Genomic DNA, 23,903 nt, shown 5'->3' with positions numbered 1-23,903 from the left:
GGTTTATTTATAGAAAAAGAGTCTATTCTTCTACGACTCTTTCTTACTTTAGGGTTTGAAAAAGGGAGAATTCAACTTCTATTGCTACATACAATCGTATTGAAGTCTCCCTGTTTTAAGTTTACTCATATTCGGAAACAACTTCTTCTAACGAATAAACTCTTTCATAACTGTCATTTCTTATACCTTGTAACATCGACACCTGATAATAGAACATATTTCTGATGATCATACCATTCCACATAGGCTGCTGTCGTTTGAATATCCGCATTCAGCTTCGCATTATGTATGTCTGTGGAGGCAGAGGGAACTGTCTTTGAAAGCTGACGTATCGGGCAATCCTTACACGGTGTATCTTCCTCTCTGAAGACCTTATGACAAATTTCACCTGTCTTCAATTTCGGAAAGATTTCCATAAGACTCTGGTTAAAGTAAATCAGCTGATAGCTGTGCGGATCAATGACATATATGGAATTTCCAAGGTTGTTCAAAAGTGAAATCAACGTGTCGGTATACTTTTTCTGCTGCTCACGCTGCTGCTGATCTTTGAGGAAGGTGACGATTACCTCAAAAATTGTCCGAATATCCGTGCGCTGATTACGACTGAAGCTGTGCGTATGCCTGGTATTGGCAAGACCGATGAGGATATCGTGTTGATTGGAAACCGGCACACTCATGTGAACCAGCGCAAAAATAGCTAGCTTGTTCAGAATTTCCTTTGGAAATCTATCAAAACAGTCCTTCCCGCAATTTTCCAGAAACAGTATACGGTCATTGTCAGAATGAATGGTTTCCAGAAATTCCAATGCTGCTTTCTGCTCATCCAGCTGCAGCAATTCATACAGGCTCTTATCCTCTTCACTCCAGGAAAGCAGCGGCTGTATGCATTGGGTTTCCCTGTTGAAATCCATAACATAAAAATACTGCATGTCGTAATGGTGGGCGATAAGCTCCAGTACCGTCCGCATGGTTTGCGGATCCGTCTTCTCCCGACGATAGAGAATGCGGAAAATATACTCGCCGATATTTCCCTCAAAAGGCTTATTCAGCTGCATGTCGCCGATATTGTCGGAATCCGGCTTTTCCATGATTTGCTGACAGCGCTCCATCGTATCCTGATAAACCGTCCATCCGTTTTTTCCGTTCCGCTTACAATGATACATGGCAATATCCGCCTTATCATAAAGCTCTGTAAAGGTGGTGCCGTGCCGTGGATAAAATGAAATCCCCATGGAGACACTTGTTTTCACCATGTGACTTCCCGAGGTATAGGTATTCACAAGTGCTGACTGCAGGCGTTCAACTGCATGCATGAGAACCTCCTCGCTTTGTAAACGGGGAAAGAATGCAACGAACTCATCACCGCCCAGCCGTCCTATCAGCGTGTCACTTCGACAGAGCTTCTGAATTTTCTTCACTGTTTCAGATAATACAGCATCGCCGTATAAATGACCGAAGGTATCGTTGACCTCCTTGAAATTATCAATATCCAGTGATACGCATGCGCTGATCGCTTCGGGATTCTGCCGCAGCAGCTCCTCGATATGTGTAATAATTCCTTTACGATTATAGGCGCCTGTCAGTGCATCGATGTGCACTTCTTTTTGAAGCTTTTCTTCCTTTTCTTTTTGTGCCTGAATATCTTTCAGGAAAACACGTGCGAAAATATCCGCACTGCTATCTTTTTTCAAAAGCTGAATGGATGCATTGATCCAGTGGTAACAGCCTTTTCGCTTCAGCCGGTATTCCACATTGCATGTATGTATGCCACGCATATACGCCAGATGCAGTGCCCTGCAATTCATTTTTTCGTAGACCTTTTTCTGAAAGTCCGGATGAATTTTCGGTAAAGCTGCCTGTAGAATTTCATCATACACGCCTTCCTCCGGCGGACTGCTCAATTTTTCCGCAGCTTCCTTATCTATCAGAATCATCCGGTTTTGTGTTACATTTATTTCGAAGACACTCAGGAATCCTGCATTCATGATTTCCTGCAGCTTCCGTTCATTTTGGTAGCTGCTTTCCAAGCGCTTCTGTTCACTGATATCCTTTGAAATACCGATTGCCTTAATGGCTCTTCCCGCTTCATCGAAAATGGTTGTACAGCGGATTTCCACCCATCGTTCCTCACCATTTCTGTTACGCATATGCAGCTGTCCGGAAACTTTTTTGTAGCCTTCCTTCAGCTTGCTGTACATGACTTCGATCTCCCTGATGGAATCCTCAAATAGAATGCCCTGCGCAATAAGAGCATCCGGCACGCCTTCAATAACCCCTTCATTGGGAAATATTTCAGAAAATTGTCCCCGGACATTATCTATACGCTGTATGGTATGCTCCTTGATATCGTATTCCCACAATGCGGTGCGGGCCTGCTGTAAAGCAATCTCATAGCGCTCCTGGCTGATTTTCAGCTGGCGCTGCACCTCCATCAGCTCCCGTACATCCGTGGATACATTGATATAACCGATGGGATTGCCCAACGCATCCCTGAGATAGGAAATATCGACACGATTTATAATATCTCCGGGACCGCTTTGGATGGCACCCTTTTCATTACGCAGGAAGCGTTGGATACAGCAATCTTTTGTATGACAGTAGGGTGTATGAAAATTACTGCAGGGTTGATTCAACAGCTTCTCATAAGGAGGGGGAACAATCGCTCTCGCCGCAACATTGATATAGCGTACGATTTTGTCCATATCTGTGACGATGACAGGGTTTGGAAGAGAATCGAGAATATAGCGGTATTTATCCAGACTCTCCCAGAACTGATTCTGATCAGGCATGGGCGCCGCCTCCTTTCCCAGCTTTTATAAATCCGTATACATGTTTCTATCTAACTTCATTATAGCGGATAAACAGGGGCAGTTCAAATGATTATCGGTTTTCTTTATGTATTTTGAAAAATGGAAATGTTCACCTTTGTGAAGCCGCCTGCAAAGGAAAGGCAAAAGGTTTTCTTAACAATTTAAAAAAAGAGTTTCGTTTTAAAAAAGCAGTGCTATAATTAAACCATGCCGTTAAGGAAGGAGAGTATCATGGATCAAAAAGAAAATAAGGAAGAACAGTTCCAGGCAGTCATCGATGGAACGGAAAACATAAAGCCAAAAAAGAAAAAGGAAGAAAAGAAAGGTTTAAAATATGAGCTGCTGGACTTGGTGAAAACCTTCGTCATCTGCTTTGTATGCATCTTTCTGTTAACCAATTTTGTTGTCAAGCCGGTGCGTGTGGATGGCAGAAGCATGGACCCTACGCTGGAGGATGGAGAAATCGGCCTCATGAATGTGTTCAGTGCAAAGTTTCAGGATATTGAACGCTTTGATGTAGTCGTAGTATACAATGAAGAAAAGAAGGAAAACTGGGTAAAGCGTGTCATCGGTCTGCCGGGTGATACGATTTATGCAAAGGATGATGTGGTCTATGTGAATGGCATGCCGATAGAGGAGCCTTATCTTGACAATGCTTATGCAAATCAGATTCGCAGGCATGGCAATAATTTTACAGAGGACTTTCCAAAGCGGACACTGAAGGATAATGAATATTTCCTGATGGGGGATAATCGTATCGTTTCTTATGATTCCCGTCGTGTCGGGCCATTCAAGCGGGAGGATATACGGGGAAAGGATGTCTATGTCCTGTTTCCGTTTAATAAAATAAAAATGGTACGCAATGGAGGAGCAGAATGAAAACTTCCGTATTTCGAACTGAGCTGCCATACAGCACAGAGTCTGTCTGGGCGGTTATGACAGATACAACGCAGTATGCATGGAGAAGTGACTTAAAATGTATAGAAACCGATAGTGATACGGTTTTTCGTGAAATCTATCCGAATGGTAATGAAACAGTATTTACAATAACAGAAAAAAAGCCGTTTACGCGATATGCTTTCCATATGGAAAACAAACGCTTCAGCGGTGAATGGACTGGTACTCTGGAGGAGCTTGCGCATGGAGGATGCCGTTTGATCCTGGAAGAGCGTATTGAGATACATAATCCGCTTATGCGCCTGGTGGCAGGCATGGCTTGGAATCTCAACAAGCTGTAGCAGACCTATGTGCAAGATCTAAAGAAAGAACTTGTCAGGCGTAATAATTGTAAGGAAGCATCTGCTTCGTTATAATGGTATCAGAAAATTATGAGGAGGAGCTTACATATGGAATATCAGATTATGGTTGATGGAATAGAAATTCAGTCAAATGAACAGGTGAATGAAAAGGAAGCCCGCGCGTATATCAGCTATATACGCAAGAATAATCCAAAGAAGGAGATATCATCCGTTGAGCTGAGCTTTGATGGTGAGGAAGTAGGATTGGGCTATCACCTGCAGCCGGAGGGCTTTGAAAAAATAAGACGCATTACCGGTTACCTGGTGGGGACAGTCGATCGCTTTAATAATGGAAAGCGCGCAGAGGAGCATGATCGCGTTAAGCATGCATAGGCAGCAGAGCGCTGCTTTTTTTTGTATGATATATTACATATAATAGAAATATCACGTAGTGGAAAAGTATAGTCTTAAAATATGTAAAATTAAGTTAATTTTAAGATTTAAAATGACAGTTTATGTGATTAGGTGTTATAATTATGCCGTAAGATTGCATATATTCATCTAGCCAATGAAATAAGGATATGTGACTTACGTAGCGAAATTTCTCTCTCCTCCTTTGAGAAGCAGAAATTCGATTCGGAGTGTTCGTAGGAGAACTATGAGCACTCTTTCATTAAAATAAGGAAAAACGACAAAACGGTGCGCATAGATTATATACAATGATACAAGTACGTTGGAGGTTTAAATATGGATGATAAAAGAAGAACAGCCGGAAATGATGAAGATATTGATTTATCCGGTATGATCAATGAATACAGTCAGGATAATGAATTGAGAAAGAAGATTGAGGAGCTGAAAAAACAGAAGGAAGAGGAGAAAAGGATCTATGCTTCCAAGCAGGAGTCCTCAGCAGCAGGCAGCAGCATTTTTGACAGTATCAGCGAAACTGGTACCTTTAAACGGCCGGAAGCGGTAAAGCAGGGTGGGATTCCGGATATCCGTGTGGATGACACACAGCTTGATCAGACGAGGGTAGGCTTTGATGACGATCCTGCCTATGATAAAACACTGGTTATCATGAATAACAGAAACAAGGCATCTTCCGCAGATCAGACACAGATTTTCGGTGAAGACCGTACTGCTGTGTTCCACACAATGGACGCACAGGAATATGATGACAGTGATGTGGAGGAAGAGGATGCAGAGGAAGAAATTTATGAAGAGGATGACGATGATAATCTGCTAGCCCGCATAAAAGAGAAAAAACAGCGCAAAGAGGAAGCAAAACGCAAGCTGGAACAGGATGACGATGAGGAAGAAGATGAAGACGATCCTGGGAAAAGTGCGAAAATGAATAAAATCATCACCTACGTAATTATCGGTATCGTGGGAATCTGTATCATTGCCGGCGCATTTTTCGGTGTGAAATATGCCTTGTCAAATTTCCTTGGCGGAAGTGATGATAAGGAAAAGACAACGGATAAAAGCGGTACTGGTTCAAAGGATAAGGAACAGAACGAAGGCAATAAGCAAACGAATACCAATCCGGGTGACGACGAGGATGAAGAGAAAAAGAATGAAATCAAGACCAATCAGGCAGAAGCGGCTCAGCTGCAGAAACAGCTGGATCAGTATGAATCTCAGCTGAAGGATGTGGAAAAAGATCTGGCGGCTGCAAAAAAAGATAAAGATGCTGCTCAGAGTGATTTGGATTCGTATAAGAGTCTGTATAATCAGGCTATACAGCTGACCTCACAGGCACAGGAGGTAAAGTCTGCATTGGATAAGGTAAACGAAAAACAGACAGCTGTGGACAATGAAACAGATCCTGAGAAGAAAACAGCCCTGCAGAATGAGCTTTCTGTTTTAAATGAACAGTATCAGGCGCTGCTATCTAAATACGGTGCTGCAAGCTATAATGAGCTGTATACCAAAAGTCAGCAGGCAAACAATGATTACAATACCAAGGCACAGGCTGCTGAACAGAAAAAAAGTGCTGCGGAAAGCAGTATCAGCTCACTGGAAAACAGAAAATTAGAGCTGGAATCTAAAATAGCCGATACGACTACAAAACTGAATGAATACAATTAACCGGCGGAATAAGCCGGTTTTCTCTACCAGTTTTGTAAGGTAGTCATTATTAAATTGTCATTTTTTTGCCGCAATGCTATAATAGGTTTACTTTGTTTAGGAATGGAGGGAAACAGATGGAGAGAATTTCCGCTTTTCTGCACCGTAAACTTGATAACTTCACACTGGATGAATATATTATTATGTTCGTTGTGTGTTCCATATTCCTGCCGTTTGAATTCCCATTGCTGGCGATTGCCGGTGTACTTCTTTACCTGTGTGCAACAGGAAGGATGAAGGGAATCATTCAGGCAGTGCCAAAATCAGGATTTATGATAGTATTCTGCTTACTGACCTCTGCAATTGCATTTATCAGCGGTAATCTGCTGGGCGGTGTCTGCGGTATCGGAATCCTGCTGCTGATGCTGTTTATATTTTATTTCCGCACTGTTATCAATAAGCGCTTATTCGAGTTGCTGATGGACGCCTGCTGTATCATTTCCCTTTTCTGTTTTGGCTGGGCGATGATGGAATATTGCAGAATCATCGACCGTTTAAATTACAGCTTTCTTCAGCTGAAGGTGGAAAACAGTCCGAAGGACCGTATCAATTCAACCTTTTTCAATGCAAATTATTATGCGATGATGATTGAATTTATTGTATTGATCTGTGTTTATAAAATGATGCAGGTGAAGACTCTGCGCCGTATTGTATTTTATGTTGTTACCATCGTATGCAACCTGTTCGCACTATATCTGAGCGGCTCCAGAACAGCATGGATTCCCTTCGTGGTGACCATTCCGTTTATGTTTTTGATCAATAAGCGGTTTATCTATTTCACCACATCCATGGCGGGAATTGGCGGTGCCGGTCTGCTGTTGCTGTTGGAACCAAAGCTGATGCAGCGGGCAACGATTTTTCAGGATTTCGCAAAACGCAGTAATATATGGGAAACGGCAATCAAGGGAATACAGGCGCATCCGCTGCTTGGAGAGGGACCGCTGACCTACTTCCATATATATAAGCAGTATCACGGACATCCAACCCAGCATGCGCACAGCATCTATCTGGATCCGATTTTAAGCCATGGTATTATCGGTGTCATTCTGGCAGGTATCTACTTTGCAGGTAATCTGAAAGAAGTATATTTATTGTTAAAGCGTAGAATTGACTTACGATTGTTTTCTTTAATATCTGCATTCATACTCACCATACTGATTCACGGTATTCTGGATTACACGGTTTACTGGGTACAAACCGGTCTGCTGTTTTTGATAGTTTTATCTGCATCCAGTATGTATTTTCACAAGGAACAGCCATACGATATACAGGAGGAACATTGATTCCTCTTTTTTATATCCATCATTTGTTTGGGCTCGCTTTCCATTTTATTATTACACGAATTTTTGCATCTTTTCTTATATGGCTATTCTGAATTTCCGGCATTAAGTTTGAAACCCATTATTTCTAAGAAGGAATAGTGAAAAGAGATGGCAAAGGTATTTGACTTTAAATACCTGTATGACATCCTTACTTGGAACGTCTAGTAAACTGCCGTCTATGACTTGATAAGAATTAAATTGTAATCTGACGATATGCTCGAAAGAAGATGTCCTCATAATTTCACCTCCTTTCTGCTAAAACAAAACTATATAAACGAAATACCGTTTATAACTTTTGAAAAATACAGAAAAAAGATATAGAAAAAAAGCCCGCACAAAACATAAAATTTGTACGAGCCATTAAAACTGATAAATATTCATTTATGGTTTTAAAAATTGTATCATTAAAGTTGATTTGAAGATGTCGGATTATATTTAAAGCGTTTCATATGACACTTCCTTTGTGAGTTTATTTTAATTCTGTTCTACGAATGATAGCATAAGAACAGCTTCCTAAAACAGTAATCAATAGTAATAAAGCCAAAGCAGGTAATAGATAATTGATTGTTCCATCTGTCATAAATCCCATTGCCTTTGTCAAAAATTCAAAAATATTTCTTATTGTTTCTGCTGAAAAAACATATCTGAATAACGCAATTACGATTAAGACAATCCCACCAAGAGCAACACCTAAGTATATTGAAATTGTTTTTCCAACTTTATTGATTACCAAAATAGCTAAGTATAGTAAGCAACAGACTAACACATATACAAGAAACAGCCATAACCAGTTCATAAATATATTGTCATATCCATATATTCCACTATAAAGAGAACTATAATCATTATTAAAATAATGAAGAAGATTGCCGACTATAGTATCTATAAATGCCATTGTTCCTGAAATAAAACAGAACATAGAGAATGTTGCACCAAATATCACTTTACGTGTAAATCCATTCTGTAATAACATCTTAAAATCTTGATTATATCCTAATACACCTAATACACCGACATATACTAAAGTGTTGATTTCTAAAGTATTTGTACCTATATCTTCAAATGTTCCTGCACTTATTGCAAGAATGAGAGTGATAAGAGTAACAAAAGCATACTGTATTCCATAAAACAGCCAAATATATTTGAAAGAAGTTGCACACTCATATTGAATAACTGATTTTAATTTTTTCATATTATTGACCGCCTTTCTCTGTTAATTTGACAAATAATTTTTGTAGGTTCATCGTTGAAATTTGTAAATTGCTATTTTTTGTAATTGTTTTTCCACCTAAGATATAAGCAATTTTCAAACCGCCTAATTCATCATAGCCGATAACATTTTTATCAACGCAATAGTTGTCTACCTCTTGTGCAACACCAGATACGCTGTAACCCGTTTCTAATAAAGTTCCAACATTCGCTTGCAATAACACTTTCCCTTCGTCAATTAACACGACTTCTTCAACAATATTAGCAACTTCTTCAATCAAATGTGTTGCAATAATAAAAGTACGTTCATCATTTTCATATTCTTTCAAAAGTAAGTTATAAAAAAGTTCTCTATGGTTAGCATCTAACCCTAAAACTGGTTCATCGAAAATGATATACGGAACATTAAGAGATAAAGCAACAGTTAATTTAAAAATTGACTGATAGCCTTTTGACAATGCTTTAAATTTTTTGTTTGTATTCAAATTGAATTTTTCCGAAATTTCAATGGCTTTGTTCATATCAAAGGTTTCATAAAAGCGGTTTATCCACTTAAAATGTTCTTTAATTTTTAAATCCTTATCGTATAAATCTGCCTCACTCATACAAAAGATTTTTTCTTGTACTGCTATATTTTCCTTAGCTGTAATATCATCAATTAAAATATCGCCTTTATCAGCAAAAACACGATTTGCAATAATATTGATAAGAGTAGATTTTCCAGCTCCGTTTCTTCCCAAAAAACCGTAGATTTTTCCAAACTCAAAAGAGAATGAAACATTGTCTAATGCCTTAATATCATTATATGATTTTGTTATATTTTTAATTTGAATTGCATTCATTGCTGTAGCCCCTTTCTATTAACTGAATTACTTCTTCTTTTGTCATATCTAATTTAGACGCTTCCGTAACCAGTGTTGCGATATACTGGTCAAAAAACTGTCCTTGTCGCTTTGTGCGTATCTTCATAACTGCACCCTCTTTTACATACATTCCTAAACCTCTTCTCTTATATATGATTTCTTCATCTACAAGCATATTCATTCCTTTTAATACCGTATGGGGATTGATATTCAATAGGGCAGATATTTCATTTGTAGAGGGTATCTTTGTTTCCTCTGGAAATGTCCCTACGAATATAGCGTCTTCAAGTTGTTCGGCTATTTGAATGAATATAGGCTTATCTGTGTTTGTATCAATATGCACCATATCACCCCTTTGTTTGTCTGTTTGTTACTTGAGTAACTAACTAGATTACGCTTATAATATATTCGATACAAATACAGATGTCAAGAGTTTTTTAATTATATTTCTAAAAGTAGAAAAGAACTGTAATACTAGTGTTTACGATACATGGTTTTCACATTATTCTCGTGGCAATAAACTACCCCTTTATTCCTCTTGATTGCCTCAAAACAGTAAAGAAAAAGTCCTGTCAAAAGCCTTGCTACTGTAGGTGGTGCAAGCCAAAGGTGGCGATTGATTACACAACGTTATTTGTCCGTATGGTAAAGAAGTATAACAAGCACCACAAGGACAAACCCTTGCCATATATCACACCGCATATGCTACGCCATACGTTCTGCACATGGCTGGCAAGTGAGAATATGAACCCAAAGGATTTACAGTATTTCATGGGGAATTCAAACATGAGTATCACGATGAACTGGTACGCTCATGAGTCCATAGATACCGTAAAATCAGAGGTTCAGCGTCTAATTGCATAGAAGTATTTACCACGATTTTAACCACGTTTGATAGGAAAAATATAAGAAGTTAGACCTTGAAATGTGAGGTTTATCATAAAAGCAAAATGTCCGAATAGCTGATAAATCGGGGCTATTCGGACATTTGAGAAGATTTATAAAGATAAGGAATAAGGACATATATAATTTTAAAGAAATTAGTAATTTAAACTGTAAAAAATGATAAACAGTAGACATAAAGACACTATGTGTTTTAAAACGACACTATCTATTCTCTGCTTAACACTATTCTACATTTTTCCATATCTATCCATCTCGTTTTCATTTACAACCATGCAGGATTGCGTTATTTTTAATATAGAGAAGTAGGTGTTGGATATGAAAATGATAATACGTGCGGATGATTTTGGATTTAGTGAAGCTGTAAACTACGGTATTTTGAAGGCATTCCAGGGAGGTCTTGTGAAAAACATCGGGCTGATGAGCAATATGCCTTATGCGAAACAAGCCTTCGATATGATCAGAGAAGAAAATGTCACGTTAGGACTTCATATCAATCTGATTCTGGGAAGCCCCTGTGCCAGACCGGAACAGATTCCCTCACTTTTGAATATGGATGGGAAGTTCCTATCCTCCCGCGTCAGAAGAAGAGAAATGGAAGAGGGAATAGATAACTTCGTATATGAGGATACCGTTGTGGAAGTGAAAGCACAGGTGGAACAGTTTTTGTCCATCTGCGGCAGATTACCGGATTATATAGATGCTCATGCGGTATGCACAGGGACAACAGAAAAAGCCATCTGCGATATTGCGGATGCTTATGGAATCGATATAAAAGGACATATTGAGGATACCCGCTGGCAGGGGATACAGACAGATTACACCAACACAGAGTTTTATAAGCAGAAGCTGCCCTTTGTGCAATTTTTTAAATCCTATCTGAACTACAGTGACCGTATCAGTTTGATTGTCTTTCATCCGGGCTATCTGGATTATGATGTGATCCGTACATCATCGCTGACTGTAAACCGCTGTCTGGATACTGCCTTACTTTGTGATGCTGAAGTTAAAGAATATCTGAAACAACATACATTGTTGTCATTTAAGGAGCTGTAGGTAACATGGAAGACAATTTGCGTAAGCTTGTGAAAGAGAATACGATACATGAAAAGTATAAGCTGAACAATGCTTCTCAGCTGGGGACACAGCTGGGACTCAGCAGAAACTGGATATCACAGTATCTGAATGAATACTATAATGATGGAACATTTATCAAAATAAATACCCGTCCGGTTGTGTTTCTTGACCGGGAGGCACTTGAAGAAAAATATTCCATACGGGTGGATAAGAACCTGCTGACCTCTTTTGATGAGCTAAGATCAATCATTCAGGGACAGAATACATCCGATTTTGAAAAACTGATCGGTCAGAAGGGCTCTCTGCGTGATGTTGTGGACAAATGCAAAGCCAGTATATCCTATCCGCCGCACGGACTTCCGACACTGCTGTATGGACCAACCGGAACAGGAAAAAGCAGCATTGCGGCAATGATGTACGAATATGGTATCAATCATAAAATCCTCAAGGACAACGCTGCCTTTCTTCATGTAAACTGCAGCGAATATGCAAACAATCCGGAGCTGATAACCGCAAACCTGTTTGGTTATAAGAAGGGAGCCTTTACCGGTGCGGAATGTGATAATGTAGGGATGATCAAGGCTGCGGAGGGTGGTGTCCTGTTTCTGGATGAGGTTCACTGTCTGCGTCCGGAATGTCAGGAAAAGCTGTTCCTGTTTATGGATAACGGCAATTACCGCATGCTGGGAGACAACGAGCATCAGTATCACAGTATAGTGCTTCTGGTATTTGCGACAACCGAGGATCCAGAAACGGTGCTGTTAAAAACGCTGCTGCGAAGGATTCCCGTACGTATAGAAATACCGTCGCTGGAGGACCGCGGCATCAAAGAAAAGACCTCAATCCTTGTTGAGGCACTGGATATCGAAGCGAAGAAAATGCGCAGGAATATCACTATCAGCAATACTGCCTTCAATGCACTATTGAATGCCAGATATACAGGGAATGTCGGTGAGCTGTTCAATGTTGTACAGGCAACGTGTATGAATTCACTGTTTCACAACAAAAAAGAAGGAGTACTGGAGATTCATACGCTGAACCTGCCGGGTAAGATTATTTCTAATCATCACATTGATCGAAACAGCATTTTATTTGACAGGCATCAGATGCTTTCACTGGATCAGCTGAAGCAGCATGCATCCGACAGTCTGCCGCAGACCACATTGTTTGCGACACTGCTCGGACACCTCAGGGATCTACAGAATAACCGTATTCTGATGCCGAAGTTTATCGAGAAATGCACCGTGGATGTGGAGCATTATTTTAATTCGGTTCTTTTTGATAATCGGAATATCAAAGACCCGACGAATACGTATATTATGAAGTCACTGAAGGCTATTGTGGAAATGATTTCGGAAAAATACGGGTATTCCTTTCAGACGAACGAGATATATTCCATGTCCCTTATGATCCGTGACTGTATGCAGTCCTATAGAGAGATGGAGGAATATTTTGATACCTTTTCTGAGGAATGTGATAATTTTACCGGTATCATAGAAAAGAAATTCATGCGGGAATATGCCATTGTCTCGGAAATCAGTGAGGTGCTGAAGCTGCATCTTGACATTGAACTGCGCCCTTTTATTGCGGCGATTTTCACCTTAATCATGCATATGTATCACCGCAGCAAAGACATCAATAAACGCATCGGCATCATTCTGGCACATGGCTATGCGACTGCCTCCTCCATAGCGAATGCAGTAAATCAGATGCTGGATCAGTATGTGTATGATGCCATTGATATGCCGCTGGATACGACTACGGAAACCATCGTGAAAAAGCTGAATGATTTTCTGAGAAAGCGGGGAGAATATCGCGATCTCGTATTGCTGGTTGATATGGGCAGTCTAAAGGAGATACACAGGGGAGTTTCGGATATATCGCGGGCAAATGTCGCCATTGCCAGTGATGTCAGTACAAGGATGGCACTGCAGATTGGAGACGCACTCCGTAAGGATGTACCTTTGAAGAAAATTTTTGAGGCATACCGGGAAACGTGTGACATGCATGTAGAGATTTTGGAAAGCAAGGTACGGGAAAAAGCAATTTTATGTTCCTGTGCCACCGGTATCGGAACTGCGGAAAAGCTGAAAACGATACTGGAGGATTCCCTTCCGAAAAATCTTCCTGTACGTGTGCTTACCTATGATTATTCAACATTGCTGGAGAACCGCATGGAGGATGATTTCTTTGACCGCTATGAGGTCGTATGCATTGTCGGTACACTTAATCCCAACATTGACAACATAAAATTCATACCGGTGGAAGAGCTGATTATGAACAATTCGTTTGATGTTTTAACGATTCATTTCAAAGACCTGCTCAATGAGGAAGCAATGGAGCAGTTTCGAAGAAATATCCTGAAAAATTTTTCCCTGTCTAATATCATCGGAAATCTGACCATCCTGAATCCGGATAAGCTGCTCCGGCATGTCGCAGATGCGATTGACCGACTGCAGAAGGAAATGAACAGGATGTTCAGCTATAATATGTGCTTTGGTCTTTATGTGCATGTCTGCTGTCTGATTGAACGTCTGGTAACCCGTGAGGGGGCTGAGGATTATGTGAAAAGCTATGCGGAATGCAGTCGTGAAATGCAGGAGTTTATTCTTTGTATAAAAGCCGCATTTGAAAAAGTGGAAAAGTATTATAGTGTTTCCATCTCGATTGAGGAAATTGAGTATATCTGTATCTATATTCGAAACATGCAGTAGGCGCCAGGGGTAATCGTCCCGATAATTCCATCCGTTTTCATTGATTCCTACATGGGCGATTACTGATAACTCCTAGTGTTAAGTTTTAAAATATAGTGTCCTTAATTGTTGAAAAAGCCTGTAAACAAAGGTTTTTGAAAGGTTGGCATGGGAATTGCTGGAGGAATGGTGAAGCAGAACAGACGCAGAACTCATCATGCGTCGGATTCTGACATGCGAAGGAGGAAATGTAATGAGTATTGTATTGGGCAGAGTGGATTACCGCCTGCTGCATGGTATTGTGGCAACCATGTGGGCACCGCAGTCCGGCGCTCAGCGGGTGATGGTGATCGATGATCGTACGGCAAATGATCCGATCATCAAGGAAAGCATGCGACTTGGAAAGCCTGCCGGCATGGCATGCTCGATCATCACTGAGGAAACAGCCATGAAGAATTTCAAGGCAGGGAAGTATGATGATCACAAGGTATTTGTGGTATGCGAAGATCCGGGGGTGTTTCTAAGACTTCAGGAAGCCGGACAGAAGATTCCGAGAATCGTCATCGGTATTACCCGTGATCGCGATAGCGGAACGAAGGTCAGCTCCAGAGCTTCTGTGAAGGATGAGGAAAAGCCAATTTATAAGAAGCTGATGGAAAACGGATGCGAAGTGGATGTGCAGTTCACAACAACGGATAAAGCTGTAAAGCTGTCACACGCAATGGAATTGTAGGAGGAGAAAAAGGATGGAATTATCAATACTACAGATTGTCTTTATCACACTGATTGCGTATCTGAAAATGACAGATACCGTAACAACACAGCTGTTTGCATTCAATACGATTATCTGCGGCTGGCTCACCGGTCTGGTTGTGGGAGATCCGACAACAGGGTTGAGCATCGGAGCTACCATGCAGCTGATGTCTATGGGGGTCGTGGCAGTAGGCGGATCCTCCATGCCGGATTATCCGATTGCGGCCATCATCGCGACAACGATTGCGGTTACAACAGGAAAAGGCATGGAGGCAGGTCTTGCCATCGGTCTTCCGGTTGCCATGCTTGGGGTAAACTTTGACGTTATTTACAAAATTTTCAACGGCTTCCTGATGAGAAAGGAAACATCTCTTATCGAAGAAGGTAAGTTCCAGTCAGCACTGAATATGATTAAAATTTCACCGGTCTTCTATGGTCTGTGCTCCGCTGTTCCGGTTCTGGTTTGTATTGTCGCAGGACCTACAGTTGTCAATGCGATACTGGATTTCATGCCTGCCTGGTTTACCACCGGCTTAACGATCGCCGGCGGTGTTCTTCCCGGTGTCGGTATGGCGATGCTGTTAATGTATATGCCGCTGGGAAAATACTGGTCCTTTCTGCTGGTCGGCTTTGTGCTGGCAGCTTATCTGAAGGTTCCGGTGCTTGGTATTGCGGCAATCGGACTTGCAGGGGCATATGAAATTTACAAAAATCAGATGAAGGCGGGAACTGCAGCTGCAGGTGCTGTCGCAGGAGGATTGGAAGATGAGTAAGGAAAAGGTTTTAACAAAAAAGGATTTGCGTAAGGCAGCATGGAGATGGCTGATTGGTATTTCCACATTCAACTATGAAACACAGCTGGCACCTTCTACATTGTTTTCCGTATATCCATGCTTACGGAAGATGTATCCGGATGATGAGGATTTGAAGAAATCCTGTCTGAATTATATGCGTTACTACAACACCATGCCGTGGATTTCACCGTTTGTGATCGGTGCAGCTCTGGGTATTGAGGATGAAGGCGGTATTTCCTCACTGGATGCAGTCAACGACTTCAAGGTTGGTCTGATGGGACCGCTGGCCGGTATCGGCGATACCATCGGCTGGGCAATGATACCTACAATTTTCGGATCCATTGCGGCAAGCATGGGGATGGAGGGAAATCCACTGGGAATCTTCCTATGGGCGGCATTTACCTTTGTGTTCCTGGTAGTCCGTATTCTTCAGTATGAGTGGGGATACGGTATGGGTGTCAATGTTATCACCAAATTCGGTAAACAGATAACGGTCTTTACCGAGGCCTGTTCCGTTCTCGGTCTGACCGTGGTCGGCTCTCTGGTTGCGACCGTCGTAAAGCTCAGCACCGGTTTGCAGTTTAAAAACGGAGATGTCGTCATGAAGGTTCAGGAGCTGATTGACGGTGTTATGCCGGCACTTTTACCGGTAGCTGCTGTAGGAATTATATATTACTTCATGAAGGTGAAGAAGGTGAAAATGACCTGGATGATTCTGTTCATCATCGTGGCATCCATGATCGGAGCTGCCACCGGCATCTTCACAGCCTAGAAAGAAGGGACTGATATTGAAGGCTGCGACCTGTGTCGCTGATATCACACCAAAATGTGCCGTTCATTTATGCGGTTATGTCGGAGAAGCCAGAAAATATACTGCAAAGGGGATTCATGATCATCCCCTTGCGGTTTCTCTGTTGCTGGAAATTGACGGTGTCCGACTACTCTTTATCAGTATTGATGTCATCACATTGGGTGGAGAAAAAGCGGCAGTTATAAAAGATAAGATACAAAAAATACTCACAATTGAAAATGATCATATCATTATCAGTGCAATTCATACCCATTCCGGCGCAAACGGACTGGATGATATGACAATGTTCGGCACACCGGATAATCCGGAATACTTTGCATATGTCTGTGAGCAAATTACCGGCAGTATCCAGCATCTGGAACAGCAGCTGTGTGAGGTGCAGGCATACATTACGACAGGAAAGGTACACGGATACTACAGTAAACGGACGGATAAACATCTGCCCTTTGAAGACCATGCGGCCATCATTACATTCATACATGGAGATACGGTTGTCGCTGCCATGTGCAATTTCAACTGCCATGCGACCGTTCTGGGTGTGGAGAATATGCTTGTGAGTTCAGATCTTGTGGGAAAGGTGCGCTCCCTGATGAAAGAGGATCTGGGCGTTACCCCTTATACCTTTACCGGTGCCAGCGGAGACATCAGTAACCGTCAGTACCGGCAGGGAAATGACTTTGCGGAGCTGGACCGTGTAGGAAGCGGTATTGCAGAAATTCTGCGCAATATGGGGACATATGAAAAGCTGGGGCTGCATCATGTGCAGACAGTAAGCTATGATCACACTGTCTCCTATGATAACACATGGTATTTTAAAGAGTATCAAAAGGGTATACGGGATGCAGAAGAGGTATTATCGCGTAAGAATATTTCACTGGATGAATGGCTTGCCACCTCGGAAAAAACACTGCTGGAAAAGAAGCTGCAATGTGAGAAAGTGGAATTTCATGTGCGTGGAGTTGTTCTCCATCTTGGTGATCTTACGATCGTCACCTTTCCCGGAGAGCTGGCGTCCACCTTTGGCTTTCAGCTGAGAAGAAAATGTAAAACAAAGCATTTTCTGTTGATTGGCTATGCGAATGATTATCAGGGATACTTTATGGAAGCACAGGAATATGGAAAAACATACGAAACAAAAGCAAGCAATACACCGGTTGGGGAAAGTGAACGGATTGCTGGCGAGATAGGAGATTTATTATGAGAAGGTTTATTTTTGCATCACATCATTATCTGGCATACGGACTAAAGGATACCGTGGATTTTCTTACGAATAAGGCAAAGACGATCTACGATATCAATGCATATGCAGAGGATAAGGAACAGAATCTGGAAAGCAGGGTAAAGGAGCTGTTTGATACATTTGATCCTCAGGATGAGGTCATTGTGTTAACGGATTTGCTGGGGGGAAGTGTGTATCAGAAATTTTATCCCTATATCAGTGAGCGGGTGCATGTTTTATGCGGGATGAATCTGCCCATGGCGATGAGCATGGTTCTGGCGCAGGAGGATGTGCCGTTTAGTGAAAAGCGTATAAGCGAGATACTTGAGGAATGCAAAAACCAGATCGTTTATGTAAATACCTTACGTTGTGCTTCCACTATGGATGGTGATGATGAATAGCATCCGGCGGCTCTGAGGTTCTGCTTCAGAGTCTTTATTTCCGTTATGGCGTTTGTTCAAAAGGACGGTAAACGGTGAAAGGCTTCAGAAAGGAGGTTTGTTATGAAGGTAATGGATGTTATACAACTGCTGGAGAAGGAAGGAACATGGATAAGGTCTGATTTTAAAACACGGGACCACCTGCTGCATGGAAGCGAAGATGCACAGATTCATACCGTTGGCGTGTGCTGGGTGGCGACCACGCAGGCGATTCAGGAAGCCGCAAGGCATAAGGCGGATATGATCATTACGCATGAAAACCCGTTTTATCAATGCTCAACGCAAATGCATACGGCTGCATATGAAGCGGCAAAAAGCAAGCGCAGGCTGCTGGATCAGTACGGGATCAGTGTATACCGCTGTCATGATGTATGGGACTGTATCCGTACCTACGGTGTTGCGGATCAGTGGGCGGCCCTGCTTGGCTTCCCGTTTGAACAGCGTCCACAGGCTTCCTATTATCAGGCTGCGGATATTTCTGAAATGCGTCTGGAGGATCTGGCAAGGCATACCTGCCGTGTATTGCATGGTGATCATGAGGATGGTGTATATGTATTCGGGAATACGGATATGCATATAAGGCGTATTGCCATCGGAACAGGTGCTGCCACCGATTTGTATGAATTGCTGCCGCTTCACCCGGATGCGGTCATTGTCAGCGATGATGGGATTACAAGCTATGATGCGGCGCAGTATGCACTGGATCATGGTATTGGAATGGTAGTTGTTAACCATGCGGCAGTGGAGCGCGCCGGACTGAAAGCTATGGTGCCCTGGCTGCAGGAGCGCATGAAGGATGCGGAAGCTGTCTGGTTACATGACGGTTTTCATATTCATTATTATATGAATAAGGTTGGGTGTTGACCAGATGGAAGCGAACAGGATCACGATACCGAATTTTCGCAGAGTAGCGGGAAAAACAGCGGATGGCAGAAACATCAGGAATCACATGCTGTATCGAAGCGGTGCTCCAATACCGATCACGGTGCAGGATATAAACGGAATGAGAGAATGCGGTATTCGTCATATCGTTGACCTGCAAAGTGATGAGGAGTGCTGTGCCCATGCCTATCAGCTTAGCGATGCGTTTGTATCACATCATATGTCTGCGTTAAAGACAAGGGACGGACTGGAGAATTTTTATTTTTTTATGCTGATTGATAAAAGCTCAACTGTCGAGGATATAAAAAGGGCGGCTTCCTTTATACATGAGGGATATCGGATTCTGCCGTTTCACAATCCTGCATTGGCACTTCTGCTAAATCTGATGGAAACGGATGATGGAGCTGTTTTGCTTCATTGCAGCTCCGGCAAGGACCGTACCGGTGTACTCGCGGCACTTCTTCAGAAAATGCTTGGTGTAAAAGAGGATGTGATTATGCAGGAATATCTGTTGAGTAATGCGTATATTCTACCGGATACTCTGCGTCATGCGAAAGAGCTTGGATTTCAGGGAGATACCAGAGATATGCTGGTGCATTGCTGCAGTGTACATGAATCGCTGTTGCGCTCCTCCTTTGATGAGGTGGAAAAGCGGTATCCGGGCTGGGAGGAATTTTTTGAAGCTGAATACGGTATGAGTGAGAAAAGAATCAGGAATTTAAAAAAGCGTTATCTGGAACCATAAACATAGAAAAGGAGTGATTTTATGCTGATACAAACGGTAATTGATCATATAAAAGAGTATCATAAAGGAGTATTTGAAGGGAAGCAGATTAATGAGCAGACAACAAGGGATAAGGTTCTGTATGGAAACCCTCATCAGGAATGTACAGGCATCATCACCACCTGCTGGGCAAGTGTGGATGTCATAAGAGAAGCGGCAAAGCGCGGCGCAAATCTAATCATTGCACATGAAGCCTTGTTTTGGAATCACGGAGATCATACAGACTGGCTGCAGGAAGAGAACAACCAGTCCTTTCTCGCAAAGAAGAAGCTGCTCGATGAGGCGGGAATCGTTGTCTGGAGAGATCATGACTATATTCATTCCGGCATACCGATGGAAGATGGCAGCTATACTGATGGTATTTTTTATGGTGTGGCGGATAAACTGGGCTGGACGCAATATATTACAAAGGATATTCATCATCCATTGCATTTCACAATACCAAAAACAACAGTCAAAGAGCTTGCGGATTTTCTGATTCAGAAACTGCAGCTAAACGGTGTAAAAATCATAGGAAACAAGAACAGCACAGTAGAAAAAATAAGGATTCCCTTTCATATACTGGGAGATGCCAGAGATTCCATTCAGGAAGCTGATCAGGAAAATATCAACTGTTATCTCACCATGGAAGTAGTGGATTTTACACTGGCGGAATACATTCGGGACAGCAGTATGCTGGGCATGGATAAAGCGATTATCGGTATGGGACACTTTAATCTGGAGGAACCGGGTATGGAATATATGATAACGTATCTGCCAACCGCTGTCAAAGCAGATATCCCGTGTGCATACATCCAGTCCGGGGATATGTACGATTACAGAACACGATAGCACAGAAAGCACATACAGAAGCTGCATAAATAAAAAACGAATAAGGTAGGGATGCCGGTTTTTTCCCGATTGCGGGTAAACATAAAACAGGGAGACTTCAACACGATTGTATTATCAAAAAAAGTTGAAATCTCCCTTTTGCAAACATCCTAAAGTAAGAAAGAAACAGGTAGAGGAGCTTATCCGTTTTTGTATGTAAATATTGAAACACTACGTGGTCTATTCCCTGGCAGATGCGATTGCTGTCACGATTAAGATGAAGCTTTCTTGTGTGTAATTGCGCCATTCACCACCATGGGAGTAATAACAAAACATACTATCTTTTTTCCAATCCTGTTCCCTTCCATCTGAGAAAAGGTCTTTTCTGATAAACCACAAAACGAAAGGAAACAGCCCTTCTATTCCTCACTGCTTATCTTCATGCCAAAGCGCTTCCGGTATTCCAGAGGGGGATAGCCGACTCTTTTTAGAAACAGCTTTGCAAAATGAGTCGTATTGTCATATCCCACCTGAGAGGAAATGGAAATCAGGGAATCACTCGTATTGATCAGCATCCATTTCGCTTCACTGATTCGCCGGTCAATCACATAATTGATTGGTGAGATTCCATAGGTTTCTTTGAATTTATGGGAAATATAATCACTGCTGATGTGAAATTGCTCTGTCAGTTCCTTTAACGTGATATCGGAAGCATAGTTTTCATTTATATAGAATAAGATATCCTGAGCAAAGGTTGACTTCTTTTTCTTCCTGTCCGTAACTGCATTTTGAAAGATATGAAAGTAAATATGTGCCAGAGCGTTTGCCAAAGCGTTACAAATTGCCGCAGAGGACTGTGTTTTCTGTTGCGAAAACATTTCCAGTGTTTCAAAGATATCCGCAATGATTTTTTTATGTTCTCCGGCATGTGCATACGGCTTTTTATCCAGTGATAAGAAACAGTCCGCAGCTTTTGCATTTGCCATTGTAAAATCGGTAATGGCGCACGTCCAGCAGGAAATCGGATCCTCATAATCGGATGTAATGGAATGGATACAGCCCTTATTCACAATCAGCAGATCGCCTTCGGAAACATGAAAAATCTCGTTGTTAATCTGGTAGCTTGCTTTTCCCTGTGAAAAATATATCAGCTCGGTTTCCTGTTTATGTACATGGTAGGGATAGGACCAGTGTGCATCATTGAAGCTATGGGACAATCTGGATATGATCGGCTCCTTCGTAAAGACTGGGGTGGATTGTTTTTTTTCGTTCAAAATATCAGATAAGAACATAGGACACCTCCAAATTTAGCAATATAATTTTTTGAAAAAGCAGGATAGTTACCTGTATTACCCTTTTATTATAGAAAAATGAATGAAAACAAGCAAGATAATTTTTGATTTCAACGGAATAGACAGTTTCTTTTTTTTCCTACAATTCCTATAATTTCTATATAAAGGAAAGGATAAGGATATGTCAAAAATCAAGAGGAATGGAACAAAGCCGCAAGTATTGTCTGCCAGAGAAGCAGTGGAGTATATTGCGGATCAGGATACGGTGGCAGTTTCCGGTGCAGGCGGTGGAATCGTTGATCCCTATGCACTGATTAATGCCCTGCATGAGCGGTATGTGGAAACTGGCTGTCCGAAAAATTTAACGCTGTGGCATTCTACCGGATTGGGGGATCGAAATGACCGCGGCATGTCACCACTCGCCCTGGAAGGTCTGGTGAAGCGTGTGATCGGAGGACATTGGGGACAGTCACCAAGACTTGCGGAAATGGCAAGTGAGAACAAGATTGAAGCGTATAATTTTCCACAGGGCATCATGGCACAGCTGGCAAGAACCGCTGCGGCAGGACAGCCGGGAATTCTCAGCCATGTGGGTCTTGGGACATTTATCGATCCCCGAGTAAGTGGCGGTAAGCTGAATGAAGTAACGAAGGAAGACCTAATCAAGGTTATGAACGTAGATGGAAAGGAATGGCTGTATTATCCGGTTGTTCCGTTGGATGTTTGCCTAATACGTGCAACGACTGCGGATACAGAAGGCTATGCATCCATGGAGGAGGAAATTACCTATATCGATGTTCTCCAGCTTGCCCAGGCGGTTCACAATAACGGAGGAACGGTTATCCTGCAGGTAAAACGGCTGGTAAAAGCAGGTACCCTGCATCCGAAAAGCGTAAAAATTCCAGGCTTCCTGGTGGATGCAATCGTTGTGGAGGAGAAGCAGGAACAGTTATATAACGGTTCTGACAGGTTCTTCTCAGGAGATTATATCGCCGATGACAGTGCGGTGACGATGCTGCCGCTTGATCAGCGAAAGGTTGTCGCAAGAAGAGCACTGATGGAGGTTCGTCCGGGATATGTTGGAAATGTCGGTGTCGGAATTGCGGATGGAATCGGAAATGTTGCACGTGAAGAGGGTGTTCAGGATGCCTTTACGTTAACCGTGGAAACCGGGCCGGTCGGTGGTGCTACGGCACAGGGAATCTTCTTTGGCGCAACAGTCAATGCAAGAGCGGTGATGGATATGCCTGCACAGTTTGACTTCTATGACGGCGGTGGTCTGGATGTGGCATTCCTGTCCTTTGCCGAACTGGATGAGAACGGGGATGTGAATGTTCATCATTTCAATGGCAAAATTATGGGAACCGGCGGCTTTGTCAATATTGTTGCAGGAAGTAAAAAAGTGGTACTGTGCGGAACCCTGCGTGCCGGTAAGCTGTTAACAGAAATCAGAGATGGAAAAATAACAATACAGCAGGAAGGCAGGTTTGAAAAGCTGATAAAGAATGTCAGCTCCGTGACCTTCTCTGCGAAACAGGCGGAAAAGCAGAAACAGGAAGTTATCTACATTACAGAACGAGCTGTGTTCAAGCTGATGAACGGTAAGGTGGTTCTTACAGAAATCGCTCCGGGAATTGATGTACAGAAGGATGTCATCGATCAGATGGGCTTTGTACCTGAGATTGCAGAGGATCTGAAGGAAATGGATGCACGTATTTTCAGGGAAGAAAAAATGAATATCTATAACGAATTTATCAATCAGTAAATATGAATGGGCTGTGCGCAAGTCATATGAGGTCATAGTCGGGTTCTATGCCTGGTATGCATAGGATGGAGTCAGTTTTTGATTACATAACAAATTACAAAGGAGAAA

At 42.1% G+C, this 23,903-nt stretch carries 22 protein-coding genes; 17 read left to right on the top strand and 5 right to left on the bottom strand.

Translation table 11 applies throughout. The annotated features are described in order from the left end of the window. Nucleotides 1-173: 173 nt before the first annotated feature. On the bottom strand, nucleotides 174-2,789 hold the full coding sequence (locus G4D54_21670) for a diguanylate cyclase (GenBank protein QJA04854.1): 2,616 nt from the start codon (nucleotides 2,787-2,789) through the stop codon (nucleotides 174-176). Between the two features lie 252 nt (nucleotides 2,790-3,041). On the opposite strand from G4D54_21670, the gene lepB reads away from it, so the two are divergent. The 5 genes from lepB to G4D54_21645 all read left to right on the top strand — a co-directional run bounded on the left by lepB (nucleotide 3,042) and on the right by G4D54_21645 (nucleotide 7,461). Continuing rightward, complete coding sequence (gene lepB, locus G4D54_21665) at nucleotides 3,042-3,689, top strand: signal peptidase I (protein ID QJA04853.1); 648 nt, start codon at nucleotides 3,042-3,044, stop codon at nucleotides 3,687-3,689. Continuing rightward, the gene (locus tag G4D54_21660) at nucleotides 3,686-4,048 is read left to right on the top strand and encodes a hypothetical protein (protein QJA04852.1); all 363 of its coding nucleotides are present in this window, start codon (nucleotides 3,686-3,688) and stop codon (nucleotides 4,046-4,048) included. The genes lepB and G4D54_21660 overlap by 4 nt, the downstream gene beginning before the upstream one ends. 108 nt (nucleotides 4,049-4,156) lie before the next feature. Continuing rightward, on the top strand, nucleotides 4,157-4,441 hold the full coding sequence (locus G4D54_21655; protein QJA04851.1) for a hypothetical protein: 285 nt from the start codon (nucleotides 4,157-4,159) through the stop codon (nucleotides 4,439-4,441). Nucleotides 4,442-4,795: 354 nt separating this feature from the next. Further along, nucleotides 4,796-6,139, top strand: coding sequence for a hypothetical protein (locus G4D54_21650; GenBank protein ID QJA04850.1), 1,344 nt, complete (start codon nucleotides 4,796-4,798; stop codon nucleotides 6,137-6,139). Between the two features lie 116 nt (nucleotides 6,140-6,255). Next, complete coding sequence (locus tag G4D54_21645; GenBank protein ID QJA04849.1) at nucleotides 6,256-7,461, top strand: O-antigen ligase family protein; 1,206 nt, start codon at nucleotides 6,256-6,258, stop codon at nucleotides 7,459-7,461. A 508-nt stretch (nucleotides 7,462-7,969) separates the two neighbouring features. Here the strand turns inward: G4D54_21645 and G4D54_21640 are convergent. Genes G4D54_21640 through G4D54_21630 form a run of 3 tightly spaced genes read right to left on the bottom strand, consistent with a single transcriptional unit; the run spans nucleotide 7,970 to nucleotide 9,915 of the window. Next, nucleotides 7,970-8,692 (bottom strand): hypothetical protein, encoded by a 723-nt coding sequence (locus tag G4D54_21640; protein ID QJA04848.1) that lies wholly within the window; start codon nucleotides 8,690-8,692, stop codon nucleotides 7,970-7,972. Between the two features lies 1 nt (nucleotide 8,693). Beyond that, nucleotides 8,694-9,551 (bottom strand): ABC transporter ATP-binding protein, encoded by an 858-nt coding sequence (locus tag G4D54_21635; protein ID QJA04847.1) that lies wholly within the window; start codon nucleotides 9,549-9,551, stop codon nucleotides 8,694-8,696. Then, nucleotides 9,532-9,915, bottom strand: coding sequence for a GntR family transcriptional regulator (locus G4D54_21630; protein ID QJA05265.1), 384 nt, complete (start codon nucleotides 9,913-9,915; stop codon nucleotides 9,532-9,534). Before G4D54_21630 ends, G4D54_21635 begins: the two co-directional genes overlap by 20 nt. 299 nt (nucleotides 9,916-10,214) lie before the next feature. On the opposite strand from G4D54_21630, the gene G4D54_21625 reads away from it, so the two are divergent. From G4D54_21625 to G4D54_21575, 11 genes are all read left to right on the top strand, one after another. Beyond that, entirely contained in the window at nucleotides 10,215-10,436 is a 222-nt protein-coding gene (locus G4D54_21625) for a tyrosine-type recombinase/integrase (GenBank protein QJA05264.1), read from the top strand. A 357-nt stretch (nucleotides 10,437-10,793) separates the two neighbouring features. Beyond that, nucleotides 10,794-11,531 (top strand): ChbG/HpnK family deacetylase, encoded by a 738-nt coding sequence (locus G4D54_21620; protein QJA04846.1) that lies wholly within the window; start codon nucleotides 10,794-10,796, stop codon nucleotides 11,529-11,531. Nucleotides 11,532-11,536: 5 nt separating this feature from the next. Continuing rightward, nucleotides 11,537-14,266 (top strand): sigma 54-interacting transcriptional regulator, encoded by a 2,730-nt coding sequence (locus G4D54_21615; GenBank protein ID QJA04845.1) that lies wholly within the window; start codon nucleotides 11,537-11,539, stop codon nucleotides 14,264-14,266. 232 nt (nucleotides 14,267-14,498) lie between these two features. After that, nucleotides 14,499-14,978 (top strand): PTS sugar transporter subunit IIB, encoded by a 480-nt coding sequence (locus G4D54_21610; protein ID QJA04844.1) that lies wholly within the window; start codon nucleotides 14,499-14,501, stop codon nucleotides 14,976-14,978. Nucleotides 14,979-14,991: 13 nt separating this feature from the next. After that, complete coding sequence (locus tag G4D54_21605) at nucleotides 14,992-15,771, top strand: PTS sugar transporter subunit IIC (GenBank protein QJA04843.1); 780 nt, start codon at nucleotides 14,992-14,994, stop codon at nucleotides 15,769-15,771. Beyond that, nucleotides 15,764-16,564 (top strand): PTS system mannose/fructose/sorbose family transporter subunit IID, encoded by an 801-nt coding sequence (locus G4D54_21600; GenBank protein QJA04842.1) that lies wholly within the window; start codon nucleotides 15,764-15,766, stop codon nucleotides 16,562-16,564. Before G4D54_21605 ends, G4D54_21600 begins: the two co-directional genes overlap by 8 nt. A gap of 16 nt (nucleotides 16,565-16,580) precedes the next feature. Continuing rightward, a complete protein-coding gene (locus G4D54_21595; protein QJA04841.1) occupies nucleotides 16,581-17,804 on the top strand; it encodes a hypothetical protein in 1,224 nt (407 codons plus the stop codon). After that, nucleotides 17,801-18,223: a PTS sorbitol transporter subunit IIB gene (locus G4D54_21590; protein QJA04840.1), complete on the top strand. Its 423-nt coding sequence runs from the start codon at nucleotides 17,801-17,803 to the stop codon at nucleotides 18,221-18,223. Before G4D54_21595 ends, G4D54_21590 begins: the two co-directional genes overlap by 4 nt. Before the next feature lie 102 nt (nucleotides 18,224-18,325). Then, entirely contained in the window at nucleotides 18,326-19,126 is an 801-nt protein-coding gene (locus G4D54_21585; GenBank protein ID QJA04839.1) for an NGG1p interacting factor NIF3, read from the top strand. Between the two features lie 25 nt (nucleotides 19,127-19,151). Beyond that, nucleotides 19,152-19,889: a tyrosine-protein phosphatase gene (locus tag G4D54_21580; GenBank protein QJA05263.1), complete on the top strand. Its 738-nt coding sequence runs from the start codon at nucleotides 19,152-19,154 to the stop codon at nucleotides 19,887-19,889. A 21-nt stretch (nucleotides 19,890-19,910) separates the two neighbouring features. After that, nucleotides 19,911-20,759, top strand: coding sequence for a hypothetical protein (locus G4D54_21575; protein QJA04838.1), 849 nt, complete (start codon nucleotides 19,911-19,913; stop codon nucleotides 20,757-20,759). 398 nt (nucleotides 20,760-21,157) lie between these two features. Here the strand turns inward: G4D54_21575 and G4D54_21570 are convergent, their stop codons facing one another. After that, on the bottom strand, nucleotides 21,158-22,030 hold the full coding sequence (locus G4D54_21570) for an AraC family transcriptional regulator (GenBank protein ID QJA04837.1): 873 nt from the start codon (nucleotides 22,028-22,030) through the stop codon (nucleotides 21,158-21,160). A 181-nt stretch (nucleotides 22,031-22,211) separates the two neighbouring features. On the opposite strand from G4D54_21570, the gene G4D54_21565 reads away from it, so the two are divergent. Further along, nucleotides 22,212-23,795 carry an acetate CoA-transferase YdiF gene (locus G4D54_21565; GenBank protein QJA04836.1) on the top strand — a complete coding sequence of 528 codons (1,584 nt, stop codon included), beginning with the start codon at nucleotides 22,212-22,214 and terminating at the stop codon, nucleotides 23,793-23,795. The last annotated feature ends 108 nt before the right edge of the window (nucleotides 23,796-23,903 follow it).

This window comes from [Clostridium] innocuum (assembly GCA_012317185.1).
GTDB classification, from domain to species: domain Bacteria; phylum Bacillota_I; class Bacilli_A; order Erysipelotrichales; family Erysipelotrichaceae; genus Clostridium_AQ; species Clostridium_AQ innocuum.
This window is presented reverse-complemented; position numbering and strand designations above follow the sequence as displayed.